The sequence below is a fragment of the Actinocorallia populi genome (assembly GCF_002995495.1).
Classification (GTDB): domain Bacteria; phylum Actinomycetota; class Actinomycetes; order Streptosporangiales; family Streptosporangiaceae; genus Actinocorallia; species Actinocorallia populi.
In genome coordinates, this window is the sequence record NZ_PVZV01000004.1 from 157547 (window position 1) to 171951 (window position 14405).

General features: G+C 72.0%; 18 protein-coding genes. 13 read left to right on the forward strand and 5 right to left on the reverse strand.

What is annotated here, in order from left to right; genetic code table 11:
* Nucleotides 1–33 precede the first annotated feature (33 nt).
* Both C2865_RS17405 and C2865_RS17410 read left to right on the forward strand, forming a co-directional pair.
* On the forward strand, nt 34–408 hold the full coding sequence (locus C2865_RS17405; protein WP_106399545.1) for a DUF6285 domain-containing protein: 375 nt from the start codon (nt 34–36) through the stop codon (nt 406–408).
* Nucleotides 405–1421 carry an NAD(P)-dependent alcohol dehydrogenase gene (locus C2865_RS17410; protein ID WP_106399546.1) on the forward strand — a complete coding sequence of 339 codons (1017 nt, stop codon included), beginning with the start codon at nt 405–407 and terminating at the stop codon, nt 1419–1421. Before C2865_RS17405 ends, C2865_RS17410 begins: the two co-directional genes overlap by 4 nt.
* Before the next feature lie 82 nt (nt 1422–1503).
* Here the strand turns inward: C2865_RS17410 and C2865_RS17415 are convergent, their stop codons facing one another.
* Both C2865_RS17415 and dapE read right to left on the reverse strand, forming a co-directional pair.
* Complete coding sequence (locus tag C2865_RS17415) at nt 1504–2331, reverse strand: hypothetical protein (protein WP_106399547.1); 828 nt, start codon at nt 2329–2331, stop codon at nt 1504–1506.
* Between the two features lie 47 nt (nt 2332–2378).
* On the reverse strand, nt 2379–3464 hold the full coding sequence (gene dapE / locus C2865_RS17420; RefSeq protein WP_106399548.1) for a succinyl-diaminopimelate desuccinylase: 1086 nt from the start codon (nt 3462–3464) through the stop codon (nt 2379–2381).
* A gap of 62 nt (nt 3465–3526) precedes the next feature.
* Here dapE and C2865_RS17425 point away from each other — a divergent pair, with 62 nt between their 5' ends.
* The 8 genes from C2865_RS17425 (at nt 3527) to C2865_RS17460 (ending at nt 10473) form a co-directional block, all read left to right on the forward strand.
* Nucleotides 3527–4336: an LOG family protein gene (locus C2865_RS17425; protein WP_106399549.1), complete on the forward strand. Its 810-nt coding sequence runs from the start codon at nt 3527–3529 to the stop codon at nt 4334–4336.
* An 84-nt stretch (nt 4337–4420) separates the two neighbouring features.
* A complete protein-coding gene (locus C2865_RS17430; RefSeq protein WP_157963774.1) occupies nt 4421–4861 on the forward strand; it encodes a hypothetical protein in 441 nt (146 codons plus the stop codon).
* 401 nt (nt 4862–5262) lie between these two features.
* Nucleotides 5263–5784, forward strand: a complete 522-nt coding sequence (ectA, locus tag C2865_RS17435; protein WP_106399551.1) for a diaminobutyrate acetyltransferase — start codon at nt 5263–5265, stop codon at nt 5782–5784.
* A gap of 52 nt (nt 5785–5836) precedes the next feature.
* Nucleotides 5837–7087: a diaminobutyrate--2-oxoglutarate transaminase gene (ectB, locus tag C2865_RS17440; protein WP_106399552.1), complete on the forward strand. Its 1251-nt coding sequence runs from the start codon at nt 5837–5839 to the stop codon at nt 7085–7087.
* Between the two features lie 17 nt (nt 7088–7104).
* Entirely contained in the window at nt 7105–7500 is a 396-nt protein-coding gene (locus C2865_RS17445; protein ID WP_106399553.1) for an ectoine synthase, read from the forward strand.
* Entirely contained in the window at nt 7497–8381 is an 885-nt protein-coding gene (gene thpD / locus C2865_RS17450; RefSeq protein ID WP_106399554.1) for an ectoine hydroxylase, read from the forward strand. The genes C2865_RS17445 and thpD overlap by 4 nt, the downstream gene beginning before the upstream one ends.
* 72 nt (nt 8382–8453) lie before the next feature.
* Nucleotides 8454–9026, forward strand: a complete 573-nt coding sequence (locus C2865_RS17455) for an LOG family protein (RefSeq protein ID WP_106399555.1) — start codon at nt 8454–8456, stop codon at nt 9024–9026.
* 130 nt (nt 9027–9156) lie between these two features.
* Nucleotides 9157–10473, forward strand: coding sequence for an alkaline phosphatase PhoX (locus tag C2865_RS17460; protein WP_106399556.1), 1317 nt, complete (start codon nt 9157–9159; stop codon nt 10471–10473).
* Nucleotides 10474–10477: 4 nt separating this feature from the next.
* Here the strand turns inward: C2865_RS17460 and C2865_RS17465 are convergent, their stop codons facing one another.
* Nucleotides 10478–10786, reverse strand: coding sequence for a hypothetical protein (locus C2865_RS17465; RefSeq protein ID WP_106400027.1), 309 nt, complete (start codon nt 10784–10786; stop codon nt 10478–10480).
* Nucleotides 10787–10831: 45 nt separating this feature from the next.
* Between C2865_RS17465 and C2865_RS17470 the strand changes: the two genes are divergently transcribed.
* From C2865_RS17470 to C2865_RS17480, 3 genes are all read left to right on the forward strand, one after another.
* Nucleotides 10832–11215, forward strand: a complete 384-nt coding sequence (locus C2865_RS17470) for a hypothetical protein (protein ID WP_157963775.1) — start codon at nt 10832–10834, stop codon at nt 11213–11215.
* A 178-nt stretch (nt 11216–11393) separates the two neighbouring features.
* The gene (locus C2865_RS17475; RefSeq protein WP_106399558.1) at nt 11394–11561 is read left to right on the forward strand and encodes a DUF3117 domain-containing protein; all 168 of its coding nucleotides are present in this window, start codon (nt 11394–11396) and stop codon (nt 11559–11561) included.
* A gap of 122 nt (nt 11562–11683) precedes the next feature.
* A complete protein-coding gene (locus C2865_RS17480) occupies nt 11684–13078 on the forward strand; it encodes a leucyl aminopeptidase family protein (protein ID WP_106399559.1) in 1395 nt (464 codons plus the stop codon).
* On the opposite strand, the gene C2865_RS17485 is transcribed toward C2865_RS17480, so the two are convergent.
* The gene (locus C2865_RS17485) at nt 13059–13682 is read right to left on the reverse strand and encodes a hypothetical protein (RefSeq protein WP_106399560.1); all 624 of its coding nucleotides are present in this window, start codon (nt 13680–13682) and stop codon (nt 13059–13061) included. The two genes, C2865_RS17480 and C2865_RS17485, sit on opposite strands and share 20 nt — an antisense overlap.
* Before the next feature lie 2 nt (nt 13683–13684).
* Nucleotides 13685–14308 (reverse strand): O-methyltransferase, encoded by a 624-nt coding sequence (locus C2865_RS17490; protein WP_232835670.1) that lies wholly within the window; start codon nt 14306–14308, stop codon nt 13685–13687.
* Nucleotides 14309–14405 lie beyond the last annotated feature (97 nt).

Consider the following 14405-nt stretch of genomic DNA (forward strand, 5'->3'; position numbering starts at 1 on the left):
ATCGCATTCTGTCTTGTGAAGGGAGAGCGCGCCATGCCCGGACCGCACGACGTGCCCGCCGCGCGCGGGCTGGTGGAGGCCGTCAGGGAGTTCCTGGAGCGGGACGTCCTGCCCGAGGCCTCGGGGCGGCGGCGCTTCCACGCGCTGGTCGCCGCCAACCTGCTGACCATGGTGGAGCGGGAGCTGGAGCTGGGTCCGGCGCAGGCCGAGGAGCACCGGGAGCGGCTCGCCGCGCTGGGCTTCGGCTCCGACGCCGAGCTGGCGCGGGCGATCCGGGCCGGGGAGCTGGACGGCCGGTACGGCGAGGTCCGCGCGGCGCTGCTGGAGGCGGTGGCGGCGAAGCTGGCCGTGGCGAACCCGGCCTACCCGGCGGCGCCCGAGGGCGCATCGGCTATAAGTAAGCCATGACTTACGTCGCTACCGTCGCCGACCTCCGCGAGCCCGGAGGCCCCTTCGAGCTGCGCACCCGGGACCTCGCCGAGCCGGGCCCCGACGAGGTCCTGGTCCGGCTGGTCGCCACCGGCGTCTGCCACACCGACCTGGTGGCCGCCGACCGGCCCGTCGTGCCCGGCCAGATCCTCGGCCACGAGGGCGCGGGCGTCGTGGAGGCCGTGGGCGCCGAGGTCGGGGCGGTCGAGCCCGGCGACCACGTCGTGCTCAGCTACGCCTGGTGCGGCGAGTGCGCCAACTGCGCGCGGGGGCGCATGGCCTACTGCGCGCGCTTCCTGGAGCTGAACTACGTGGGGGAGCGCTTCTTCGGCCAGTCCTCCTTCGCCACCTTCACCCTCACCAGCGAGCGCAACGTCATCCGGGTCGCCAAGGACCTGCCCTTCGAGTTCCTCGCCCCGCTCGGCTGCGGCGTGCAGACCGGCGCCGGAGCCGTCCTCAACGTGCTCAAGCCGCGGAAGGGCTCGTCCCTGGCGGTCTTCGCCCTCGGCGCGGTCGGGCTCAGCGCCGTCATGGCCGCGCACATCGCCGGCTGCGACCGGATCGTGGCGATCGACCCCAACCCCGAACGCCGTGCCCTGGCGCTGGAGCTGGGCGCGACCGAGGCCGTCGAGCCCGCCGACGCGCCGCGGGGCACCATGGACCACTCGGTGGAGTGCGTCGGCAGTCCCGACGTGGTGAAGGCCGCCGTGAGCGCGCTGGCCGGCCCCGGCGAGTGCGTGACACTCGGCTTCACCGGACGGCGCAACCCGGTGGAGCTCGACCAGAGGGCGCTGATGAACGGCCGGAGCATCCGCGGCTCCATCGAGGGCGACGGCATCCCGCAGCGCTTCATCCCCGAGCTGATCAAGTACCACCGCCAGGGGCGGCTGCCCGTCGAACGCCTGGTGCGCACCTACGCCTTCGCCGACATCAACGAGGCGATCGCCGCCGCCCGCCAGGGCGCGGTGGTCAAGCCGGTGCTGGTCTTCTGACCCGCGGCCGGACGACCGCAGCGAAGCGAGGACCGGCCGGTCCGCCTGCGGGGGTCCGGGGGTCGTCCCCCAGGTCGGTGTTTCAGCCCAGGAGGACGCGGTCGGCGGGGGCGGCCGCGTCCTTCAGCCAGCCTTCCTGGCCCTCCTCAGGGCTCCAGCGCCGGCCGTCGAAGCGCACCTCGCTGAACCCGTACGTGCGGGCGTGGGTCATCGCCCAGGTCGCCACCGACCAGCCGGTGGCCGCGGAGGCCTTCGCGGGCAGCCTGATGGCCTGCCCGTCCTGCGCGAAACGCCTGCCGAAGGTGCGGCGCAGCTCCGCGGCGGAGTCCTCGGGCCGCGGCGAGACCTCCTCCTTCTGCCGGTACCAGCAGGTGATCGCGGCGGGGGACTCCCCGGCGAATCCGGTGGTGAGGATCTCGGCCATCCCCTCGTGCTGGGCGTAGAGGCTGCCGTCGAAGCTGCGCTGGACGAGCTGGGCCGCGTCGTGCACCTCGCGCTCGGCGTAGTCGTCCACCTTCACCAGGGCGTCGAAGAACTTCGTGGTGGAGTACACCGGGTCCTGCAGCTGCTCGGGAGTGCCCCAGCCCTGGGACGGGCGCTGCTGGAAGATGCCGACGGAGTCGCGGTCGCCGTAGGCGAGGTTCTCGATGTGCGACTCCTGCTCGGCGGTCGCGTAGGCGATCACCAGCGCGCGCCGGGGGAGCTTCTCGCGGTGCGCCACGCCCGCGATCGTCGCGGCGTTCGCCGCCTGCTCCACCTCCAGCTGGATGTCCCCGGCCGCGGCCGTCGCCGTGCAGCCCTCACCCATCAGCGCCTTGTCGACCTCGGAGAACAGGCGGTACCCGCCGAACCCGAGGGCACCCGCCAGCACCACCACCGTGACGACGATGGCCAAGCCCCGCCCACCCATGACCAGACCGTACCTTTTTCCCATAACCGTTCAGGACAACCAGGGTCTCAGGTCAGCCAGGCGCGCAGGCGCCGTTCGCAGTCGCGCACCGTGGCCAGGGAGACCCGCTCGTCCCTGTGGTGGGCCAGCGTCGGGTCCCCGGGGCCGTAGTTGACCGCGGGGACGTCCAGCGCCGAGAACAGCGACACGTCCGTCCAGCCGAGCTTGGCCCGCACCCGCCCCGCCTCGATCGCCTCGGCGGGCTCCAGGGCGGTGACGGCGCGGACGAAGTCCTGCGCGGCCGGGTGCAGCAGGCCGGGGCGGGCCGACTCGCTGCGGTCGACGACCTCGACCTCGTAGCCGAGGGGCTCGAACAGCTCCCGCAGCAGGGCCTCGGCGGCCGCCAGGTCGCGGTCGGGCGCGAAGCGGTGGTTCACCGAGATCACGCACTCGTCGGGCACGACGTTGCGGGCGATGCCGCCGCGCGCGAAGACGGCGTTCAGCCCCTCGTGGTAGGTGATGCCGTCGACCACGGGGCGGCGCGCCTCGTAGGCGTCCAGCAGGTCGATCAGCGGCTTGACGGCGTGGATGGCGTTGGCGCCCATCCAGGAGCGCGCGGTGTGCGCCCGCGCCCCCCGCGCCGTGACGTCCACCGTGATGGTGCCCTGGCAGCCGCCCTCGACCTCGCCGTCGGTGGGCTCCATGAGCACCGCGAAGTCGGCGGCCAGCAGCTCCGGACGGGTCTCGGCCAGCCGCTTGAGCCCGTTGCGGTCGGCGGAGACCTCCTCGCACTCGTACGCCACGTACGTCACGTCGCGGGTGGGCTCGGTCAGGACCGCGGCCAGGTGCAGCAGGACGGCGAGCCCGCCCTTCATGTCGCAGGAGCCCAGCCCCCACAGGGTGTCGCCCTCCAGCCGGGACGGCAGGTTGCCGTTCACCGGAACGGTGTCGGTGTGGCCGGCCAGCACGACGCGCTCGGCGCGGCCCAGGTGCGTGCGCGCGACCAGGGTGTCGCCGTCCCGCACGACCTCCAGCCAGGGCAGCGCCCGCAGCCCGGCCTCGATCTCCGCGACGACCGCCCGCTCGTTGCCGCTCACCGATTCGATGTCCACCAGGGTGCGCGTCAGCTCGGCCACGTCCATCGAGAGATCCATGTTCAGCGAGCTTACTTTCCGCGTCGGGTCCGTTGGGGCTTTCGGGCGGTTAACGTGACCGGATGGATGACGATCGCACGGACAGGGCACACAGGAAGAAGCGCCGGCAGGGCCCGGCGGTGCTGCGCGGCAGGGCGCTGCCGGAGAGCACCCACGACCAGCGGCTGCTGGACACCCGGGGTTCGGTGGACTGGCTGCACCAGGACCCGTGGCGGGTGCTGCGCATCCAGTCGGAGTTCGTGGAGGGCTTCGGCCTGCTGGCCGAGCTGGGCCCGGCGGTGAGCGTGTTCGGCTCGGCGCGGCTCAGGCCCGGCTCGCGGTACTACGAGCTCGCCGAGCGGGTGGGGCGCGGCCTGGTGGAGGCCGGCTACGCGGTGATCACGGGCGGCGGCCCCGGGATCATGGAGGCGGGCAACAAGGGCGCGAACGAGGAAGGCCTGTCGGTCGGCCTGGGCATCGAGCTGCCCTTCGAGCAGGAGCTGAACCAGCACCTGGACATCGGCATCTCGTTCCGCTACTTCTTCGTGCGCAAGACGATGTTCATCAAGTACAGCCAGGCGTTCGTGGTGCTGCCCGGCGGCTTCGGCACCATGGACGAGCTGTTCGAGGCGCTCACCCTGGTGCAGACCGGCAAGATCACACGGTTCCCGATCGTCCTGGTCGGCCGGGAGTTCTGGTCCCCGCTGCTGGAGTGGTTCCGCGGCACGCTGACCGCCGAGGGCGTGATCTCCCCGGACGACCCCGACCTGCTGTACCTCACCGACGACCCCGACGAGGTGGTGCACATGATCGTCGAGGCGCACCGCGAGGGGAACCGCCGCCGCGAGGAGCGGGCCGCCGTCGAGGCCGCCGAGGAGGAGGCGGGTACCTGAGGGAACGGTGGGGTGAATTGTCGCTGAAAGTTCACTTATGTCCACTATCTAAAGTGGTGGCTGTTCTGGCACCGTCCTCGGTCCATGAGGACATGGAGAACACGGTTCGCCGGGGCGCTGGCCGTCCTCGGGCTGGTGGCGGGATGCTCCGCCGAGAACACCGCGCTCCGGCAGATCTCGCCGGGCGCCACCGTCTACATCGACGGGTGGGACGACAGCGCGGACAGCGGTGACCAGGCGCTGGTCGAGCAGAAGCCGTCGGGGATGTGGGTGCTCCCGGTGGACGCCCCCTTCCGCGTCAGGTCCGGCGGGGACTTCACCGTCAAGGTGACGCTCGACTCCCGGCGCGGCTTCGTCGTCACCGACCTGGGCGGCACCCTGGCGGGCAAGGACCACGACGACTGCCTGGAGGCGGGGGAGACCTATGCCTTCGTCGACGTCCCCGCCACGGGCATCCGGTGGGAGGGGGAGCCCCGGCGCACCGACTCCACCAACGACGACTGCCAGGTCATCCCCGCGGAGTGAATAAAGGGGGGCTCGGGCGGAATTCCGGTCCCCCTTCGCCGCGCAACATCACTCACGAGGCGTCACCGAGCCGTTCCGGTCCGTCCCAGACGCTTGAGTTAGGTCACGGGTTCACATCACTCATGGGTGATGAGCGTCACAAAATTAGACGAAGCCGATCAGGCAACCTTTCCCTCTCTTCAAGAGTCGTCCCCGCGGGTAGAAGCGGGCGACTCCGCGCGGGCTCCTCTCGAACCGCCTGTTGAAGCGGGAGAACAAGCACGTTTCGGGCATTCGCTCTTTCATGCCGAACGTGGCGGCTGCCGAGCCTGCCAGCCCTACCCGGTATCCCGGGGCCCAAACCAAGACCGCCCTTCCCGGCCACCAGGGGGGTCCCACCGGCGTGGCTATGGTCTTTTCGCATGACCAAGGAGCTTCCATCCCGAGTCAGCGGCTTGTCCGAAACCATCGTCCTCGACCACCCGCATCCCGGGGACGGCAGCGCCCTGTGGCGGCTGGCCGTCGAGTCCCGGGCCCTGGACGTCAACTCCCCTTACAGCTACCTCCTGTGGTGCCGGGACCACGGCAGGACCTCCGTGGTGGCCCGGGACGGCGACGGCGGGGCCTGCGGCTTCGTCACCGGCTACCTGCGTCCCGCCGCCCCCGACACCCTGTTCGTCTGGCAGGTCGCCGTGGCCGACTCCCACCGCGGCCGCGGCCTGGCCGGGCGGATGCTCGGCTGGCTCGCCGAGGGCAAGCCGCAGGCTCGCTTCCTGGAGGCGACGGTGACCCCCGACAACACCGCCTCGACCCGCCTGTTCGAGGCGTTCGCCCGGGAACGGGGAGCCGGTCTGCGCAGAAGCGAGCTCTTCGCGGCCGAGGACTTCCCGGTGCCCGGCCACGATCCCGAAGTGCTCTTCCGTATCGGCCCGTTCCCCTCGTGAGCAGCGGCCTTTCCACCCCCACCCCTGACAGCGCCAGGAAAGGCGGCACCACATGAACGTCTTCGAAGAGGTCGAGTCCGAGGTCCGCAGCTACTGCCGCGGCTGGCCCACCGTCTTCAACAAGGCCCAGGGCAGCCGGGTCTACGACGAGTCCGGCCGCGACTACCTGGACTTCTTCGCCGGAGCCGGGACCCTCAACTACGGCCACAACCACCCCCAGCTCAAACTGAAACTGCTCGGGTACCTCGTCAACGACGAGATCGTGCACGCCCTGGACGCGCACACCGTGGCCAAGCGCGACTTCCTGGAGACGTTCCAGAAGACCGTCCTCATCCCCCGGGGCCTCGACTACAAGGTGCAGTTCACCGGCCCCACCGGCACCAACGCCGTCGAGGCCGCGCTGAAGCTCGCGCGCAAGTACACCGGCCGGGAGACGGTCGTGAGCTTCACCAACGCCTTCCACGGCATGTCGCTGGGCTCGCTGTCGGTCACCGGCAACTCGATGAAGCGCGGCGGAGCGGGCGTGCCCCTCAACCACGTCTTCACCATGCCCTACGACAACTACCTCGACGGGTGCACTCCCGACTTCCTGCTGTTCGAGCGCATGCTCACCGACAACGGGAGCGGCCTGGACAAGCCCGCCGCGGTGATCGTGGAGACGCTCCAGGGAGAGGGCGGGCTCAACGAGGCCGGCGTCGGATGGCTGCGCGGCCTGGCCGACCTGTGCAAGCGCCACGAGATGCTGCTGATCGTCGACGACATCCAGATGGGCTGCGGGCGGACGGGGCCGTTCTTCAGCTTCGAGGAGGCCGGGATCGTCCCGGACATCGTCTGCCTGTCCAAGTCGCTGAGCGGCTACGGCCTGCCGATGGCGGTGACGCTGCTGCGCCCGGAACTCGACGTCTGGGAGCCCGGCGAGCACAACGGAACGTTCCGCGGGTTCAACCCCGCGTTCGTGACGGCGACCGCCTCCCTGGACTTCTGGCGGGGCGAGGGCCTGCGCGAGCAGACGCTCGCCAAGGGCGAGCAGGTGGCCGGAACCCTGGACGAGCTCGCCGACGAGCACGACAAGGACATCGCGGCCCGGCGCGGGCGCGGCCTGGCCCAGGGCCTGGTCTTCACCGATCCGCCGGTGGCCGGGCGGGTCTGCGCCGAGGCCTTCCAGCGCGGCCTGCTGATGGAGACCTCGGGACCGGACGGCGAGGTGGCCAAGCTGCTGCCCCCGCTCACCATCACCGGATCGGACCTCACCGAGGGGCTGGCCATCGTGCGCGAGTCCGTCGCCGCCGCCCTGGACGCCTGAGAGAACGGAGCACGACCTTGATCGTCAAGACCCTGCAGGACGTCATCGGCACCGACCGCGACGTGCAGGCGGCCACGTGGTGCAGCAGGAGGCTGGTGCTCGCCGGGGAGAAGGTCGGCTTCTCCCTGCACGACACCATCCTGTACGCGGGCACCAGCACCTCGATGTGGTACGCCAACCACATCGAGGCGGTCTACTGCATCGGCGGCACCGGCGAGCTGGTGAACGAGGAGACGGGCGAACGCCACGACATCGCCCCCGGCACCATGTACCTGCTGGACGGGCACGAGCGGCACACCCTGCACGCCCACACCGAGCTCCGCACGATCTGCGTGTTCAACCCGCCGTGCACCGGCCGCGAGGTCCACGACGAGCACGGCGTCTACCCGCTGATCGAGGAGGGGGACGCGTGAGCGGCCACGACCCCTACCCCACGCGCCGCGCCGACCGCCCCGAGCTGATCGCGCGGGTGGACCCGGTGGTCCACGGCGGCGGCGAGGGGCCGCTGTCCGCCGGGGAGCTCGGCGGCTTCGACCGCGACGGCTTCCTGGCGACGGACCGGCTGATCACCCCGGAGGAGGTCGTGCGCTACCGGGCCGAGCTGGACCGGCTCGCCGGCGACCCCGCGCTGCGCGGCGACGAGCGGCTCATCACCGAGAAGGGGTCCGGAGAGGTCCGCTCGGTCTTCGAGGTGCACCGGATCAGCCCGGTCTTCGCCGCGCTCGCCGCCGACCCGCGCATCGTCGGACGGGCCCGGCAGATCCTCGGCTCGGACGTCTACGTGCACCAGAGCCGGGTCAACTACAAGCCCGGCTTCCGCGGCAAGGACTTCTACTGGCACTCCGACTTCGAGACCTGGCACGCCGAGGACGGCATGCCGCGGATGCGCGCGGTGAGCGTCTCGATCTCGCTCACCCCCAACAACCCGTACAACGGCGCGCTGATGATCATGCCGGGCTCGCACCGGACGTTCGTCTCCTGCGTGGGGGAGACGCCCGCCGAGCACTACCGGGAGTCCCTGAAGGACCAGGAGGTCGGCACCCCCGACCCGGAGAGCCTGACGAAACTGGCCGACACCCACGGGATCGAGCTGTTCACCGGCGACGCGGGCTCGGCGGTCATGTTCGACTGCAACTGCATGCACGGCTCGAACGGCAACATCTCCCCCTACCCGCGCTCGAACGTCTTCCTGGTGTTCAACAGCGTGGAGAACGCCTGCGCGGAGCCGTACGCCGCGCCGGGCCGCAGGCCGTCCTTCCTGGCGTCCCGCGACTTCACCCCGGTAGGGGGCTGACCTCCGCCGGAGCCCCTCCGGCCCTATGATCGCCGGAAAAGCCGAGGGATTACGGAGGGGCCCGCCTTGCCCATGACGATCACCGTCTTCTGCGCGTCCAGCGACCGCATCGCCGCCAAGCACGTCGAGGTGGCGGCGGAGCTGGGCGCCGAACTGGCGCGGCGGGGGCACACCCTGGTCACCGGCGGGGGGACCAGGTCGTGCATGGGCGCGGTCGCCAGGGCGGCGCGGGCCGGGGGAGGGCGGACGGTCGGCGTGGTCCCGGCGGGCATGCCCGGCTCGCAGGAGGGCGCCGACACCGAGAACGACGAGCTGGTGCGCACGCCCGACATGCGCTCGCGCAAGGCCGAGATGGACCGCAGGGCCGACGGCTTCCTCATCCTGCCCGGCGGCATCGGCACGCTGGAGGAGCTGCTGGAGGTCTGGACGGCCCGCAGCCTGAACTTCCACACCAAGCCGATCGTGGTCCTGGACCCGTACGGGGTGTACGAGCCGCTGCGCACCCTGATGGACCACCTGCTCGAGGAGGGCTTCAACCGGCCGGCCGCGGCCGAGGCCGTCTCCTACACCACCGAGGTGGGCCAGGCCCTCGACCTGCTGGAGTCGGAGTACCGCAGGGTGAACGAGGAACTCCTGGAGTTCTGAGCCGCGCGCCAGGAAACTTCGGAAGTTCCGGCGGATTTCGCACGGCTCTCACAGAGCGTTCAACCTGCCGGGTCAGGATCCGCGAGGTCGGCAAAGGCCGATCATGCCTGCGGCAAGGAGTTCCTGACCCATGAGTGTTTCCCGTCGTGGTTTCGTGGCCGGTGGAGCCGTCTCCATCGCGCTCGCCGGAAGCCTGGACTCCGTCTTCGTGACCGCGGCCGGCGCGGCCGAGGGCGAGGCGTACGGCTACGGGCCGCTGGTCCCCGACCCGGCGGGAGTCCTGGACCTGCCCCGCGGCTTCAGCTACGAGGTGCTGTCCACCGAGGGCGAGGCGCTGCCCGGCGGCGGCGTCGTGCCCGGCGCGCACGACGGCATGGCGGCCTTCCCCGGCCGCCGCCACGACGACCTGCGCCTGGTGCGCAACCACGAGCAGGAGGAGGACGGGACCAAGGCCGTCGCCCGCCCCGAGCTGACCTACGACCCCGAGGCCTTCGGCGGCACCACCACGATCCACGTGGACCGCGAGGCCAGGGTGCTGGACCAGTACGTCAGCCTCGCCGGCACCGCCGACAACTGCGCGGGCGGCGTCACCCCGTGGGGCACCTGGCTGACCTGCGAGGAGACCGAGGGCTTCGACGCCCAGACCAAGTCGCACGGCTGGGTGTTCGAGGTCGACCCGACCGGCCGCAGGACCGTGGCCGAGCCGATCGAGCCGCTGGGCCGGTTCGAGCACGAGGCCGTCTGCATCGACCCGCGCGACAACGTCGTCTACCTGACCGAGGACGCCGAGGAGCCGTTCGGGCTCTTCTACCGCTTCCTGCCCCGGTCGCACCGCGGCGGCTACCACTGCTACCAGGCGGGCGGCGCCCTGCAGGCGATGCGCGTTCCGGGCGTCTCCGACCTGGCCCAGGTGATGGAGGCCGGCACCGTCCTGCGGGGCGTGCAGTGGCTCGACGTGCCCGACCCGTCGGCGGCGAAGACCTCCACCCGCGCCCAGTTCGACGACGTCACCCGCTCGTCGAAGCTGGAAGGCGCCTGGTGGAGCCGGCACAAGGCGTACTTCGTCGCCTCCTACGCGCTCAGGGAGGAGGGCGCGGCCGGCGACCACGCGGGCCAGGTCTGGGCCTACGACCCGCGCCGCAACACCCTGGAGCTGGAACTGGTCTTCAAGCCGGGCGGGAGGTTCGAGTCGCCCGACAACATCACCGTCTCGCCGTACGGCGGCGGCGTGATCCTGGCCGAGGACGGCGACGGCGAGCAGTTCCTCGTCGGCACCGACCGCAGGGGCGAGCCCTTCGCGCTGGCCCGCAACGCCCTGAACGACTCCGAGTTCGCCGGAGTGACGTTCTCCCCGGACGGCCGCACCCTCTTCGCCAACCGCCAGGAGGGCCCCGGCACCACCTTCGCCATCCGCGGCCCCTGGCAGCGGATCGGCGGCCGCCGCTGACCTCTCAGGCCAGAGCCCGTCTCCCGACCGCCGGGGGGCGGGCTCCCGCCATCGCGGAGACCATGTCGAGCACCTGGCGCAGCTCGTCCGGATCGCCCTCGTACTCGAAGGCCGCCGCTCCCAGCCAGGCGTAGACGGCCGCCGCGGCCAGGGCCCCCGAGCCGGTTCCGGTGACGGTCACCTTCACCGGACGCCCCCCGGCGACCAGGGCCTCCAGCTCTCCGGCGGCGGGGTCGGCGCCCGCGTCGAGCAGGTCTTCCGGATCCCCGGGAGGTCCGGTCCACACCAGATCACGGCGGTTTCGCGCGTTCATATCCTCGAGCATGGCACGATCGTCGTACCGGTGAAGGAGGACCCCGTGCCCGTAGTGCTCTTGCTCGCCGCCGTCGTGGTGGTCGCGGCCGCCGTCGTGCTGGCCTCGGGGCGGGGCGGTGAGCTGCGCGAGCCCGTCGAGGAGCTGCCGCCGACGGGGCTGCCGGAGGACCGGCTGCCGACCGGGACGGACGCGGCGATGGTGAAGCTGCCCAAGGGGGTCTGGGGCTACCACCCGCTGCTCACCGACGAGGTGCTGGGGCGGCTCGTGCACGCCCTGATGCGCCGGGAGAGCGAGGTGGCCGCGCTGGAGCGGCGGATCGCCGAGCTGACCGCGTACGGGCCGGGGGAGAGCCTGGGCGCGTCCTGGCTCAAGAAACCGGACGAGCCGGACTTCCTGGACGGGCCGTTCGGGCGGGACCGGGCCTGACGGAGCGGCGAAAAAGGCCAGGACAAGGGGCCATCGGAGATCTCGCGGACCTGATCGTTACCACTTCGCGCCCGGAACACGGGATAATGGACCACTACTGCTAGACGCGGACGCTTCGGCGGCCAGCGGCTCGCACGGGCCCGAACGGCCCTGGGCCGGGAAGGAAGGGGATGCACGCATGGCGGCGATGAAGCCGCGGACAGGTGACGGTCCGCTCGAAGTGACCAAGGAGGGACGCGGCATCGTCATGCGCGTGCCGTTGGAAGGCGGCGGCCGGCTCGTGGTCGAGCTGACTCCCGACGAGGCCAGAGAGCTGGGCGAGGCCATCGGCGGAGTGGTCGGCTGAAGAGCCGCACGGCCGTGCGGTCCCGGCAGATCTCGCCGCCGGGACCGAGGCCGTCTTCGTCCTTTTTCTTTTTCCTCTTCCCACCGTCGCCGTCTCCGGCTTTTCTCCCCTAGGGGGCCGTCATGCCCGTCCTGACCCACCTTCGCGCGGCCGAGGAGCCGCTCGCCCAGGTGCCCGGCGCCCGCCTGCTGGCGGTGCCCCAGGGCGGTGACCCCGGTTTCGACACGGGACTGCCGGTGGACGAGCTGCTGGCCTTCCACAAGGCCAAGGGCGAGGCCGGCGAGATCGTCTCCCTGCCGGTCCAGGTCGGGGGAGCCCTGCGGGAACTGCTGCTGTACGGCACCGGCGACGGCTCGGCCTCCGCGCTGCGCAAGACCGGCGCCGCGCTGGCCCGCCGCGCCAAGGGCGAGGACGTGCTGGCGGTGCGCGCCCCCGACGGCGACCTGACGGCCTTCACCGAGGGCGCGCTGCTGGCGGGCTACGACTTCAGCATGAAGACCGGCGAGGGCAAGAAGCCCGTCGGGGAGATCGTGCTGGTCGGCGGCGAGCCGTCGGCCCGGGGCGAGGTGCTGGCCGCCGCGGCCGCGCTGGCCCGCGACCTGACCAACACCCCCTCGCTGGAGAAGTGCCCCGCCTGGCTGGCCGACCGGGCCGCAGACCTGGCCCGCGACGCGGGCCTTCGGATCCGCGTCCGCGACGAGCGCGAACTGGCGGCCGAGGGCTTCGGCGGGCTGCTGGCCGTCGGCGCGGGTTCGCCCCGCCCGCCCCGCCTGATCGAGCTCTCCTACGAGCCCGAGGGCGCGAGCCGGCACATCGTGCTGGTCGGCAAGGGCATCACCTTCGACACCGGCGGCATCTCGATCAAGCCGAGCGCCGCGATGCAGACCATGAAGACCGACATGGCGGGCGGCGCCGTCGTGCTGGGCGTCATGTCGGCGCTGCGGGCGCTGGACGTCCCGGTCCGGGTCACCGGGCTGGTCCCGTCCGCCGAGAACTCCTTCTCCGGCTCGGCGATGCGCCCCTCCGACGTGATCACCCACTACGGCGGCACCACCTCCGAGGTGCTCAACACCGACGCCGAGGGCCGCCTGGTGCTGGCCGACGCGCTCGCCTACGCCGACCAGGTGCTGCGGCCCGACCTCGTCGTGGACATCGCCACCCTCACCGGCGCCGCCAAGCTCGCCCTCGGGCTGCGGCACGGCGCGCTCTTCGCCACGGACGAGGAGCTGGCCGGCGCGCTGCTGGAGGCGGGCTCGCGCGCCGAGGAGCCGCTGTGGCGGATGCCGCTGACCGAGGACTACCGCGTGGCCATCGAGTCGCAGGTCGCGGACGTGGCCAACATCGAGAAGCGCGGCTTCGGCGGCGGCGCGATCATGGCGGCGCTGTTCCTGGAGAAGTTCACCGGCGGCCGCCCGTGGGCGCACCTGGACGTCGCGGGACCGGCCCGCGGCGGCGAGGGAGCCACCGGCTACGGGGTGCGGCTGTTCCTGGAGTGGCTCACCTCTTCTTCGGCCTGATGACCCGGCGCCGCTTGGGCAGCCCGATCCTGCGGTCCTCGAACGGCGCCTCGGACAGGGCGCGGACCTGCTCGATGACCCGGTCCTGCGGCACCGTCCAGCCGTCCAGCACCGGGACGCTCCAGCGCAGCACCGGCACGCCGGGCAGCCCCTGAGTCTTGACCCGCAGCATCTCCGCGCCGGAGGTGGCGCGGGCGTGCGGGCTGTCCTCGGCGGGCAGGAACGCCAGCCGGTGGGCCAGGCCCTTGCCGCCGGGTATCCCCTCGGTCCAGGCGCAGACCGCGGCGACCTCGCCCCACGGCAGGAACCTGTCGCGCGAGCGCGGCAGCGGCCACTTGGCGGGGACGCGCACGCCCTCGCCGTCCAGGACGAGCAGCGGCCTGCGCCCCAGCAGGTGGCCGGCGACCACCGCCAGCACCGCGCCGAAGGCGACCACCCCGGTGACCCCGAGCAGCAGGAAGACGACGCCGCCCGCGCTGGCGGGGTCGGCCAGCCCGCCGATGACGAACATCACCGAGCAGAACAGCAGGATCAGCACCCCGACGGCCTGGCCCGAACCGCGGAAGGAGGGCTTCAGCCGGACGGTGAGGGGGGAGGGCGCCATGGTCAACCTCGTTTCTGTGCGACGAGCAGGCCGTCCCCGAGCGGCAGGAACAACGGGATGAGCGTCTCGTCCTCGGCGACGAGCCGGGCCGTCGTGCGCACGCCCCGCGCGTCCGCCGGGTCGGCCAGGGGGGTGCGGGCGTCGTCGAAGGCGACCACGCCGCCCGGCCGCAGCAGCCGCAGCGCGGCGGCCAGGTACTCGGGGTACTCGCGCGGCATCGCGTCGCAGAACACCAGGTCGTAGGCGGAGTCGGTGAGCCGCGGCAGGACGTCCAGGGCACGGCCGCTGATCATCCGGGTGCGGGCGGCGGCGAATCCGGCGTCGGCGTAGGCGAGCTTGGCCAGCCGCTGGTTCTCCGGCTCGACGTCCACGCTGGTCAGGACGCCCTGGGGATGCATGCCGCGCAGCAGCCAGATGCCCGACACGCCGCACCCGGAGCCGATCTCGACCACGGTCCTGGCCCTGATCAGGGAGGCGACGAACCGCAGCGCCGCGCCGCCGTCCGCCCCGACCGGATCGGCGCCGAACTCCTCCCCCAGCCGCCGGGCCTCGCGCAGCGGCTCATCCTCCGGGGAGAACCACTCCCCGTCGGTGTGCACCTCGTTGATGGCCGCCTCCCGTGTCACAAGAACCCTCCGGGGGCAAAACGATAGCGCCGACCGGGAACGTCGTGGCGTTCCGCGACGTTCTAAAAAACACCAGCCGAAGGAAACGATGCTCCCT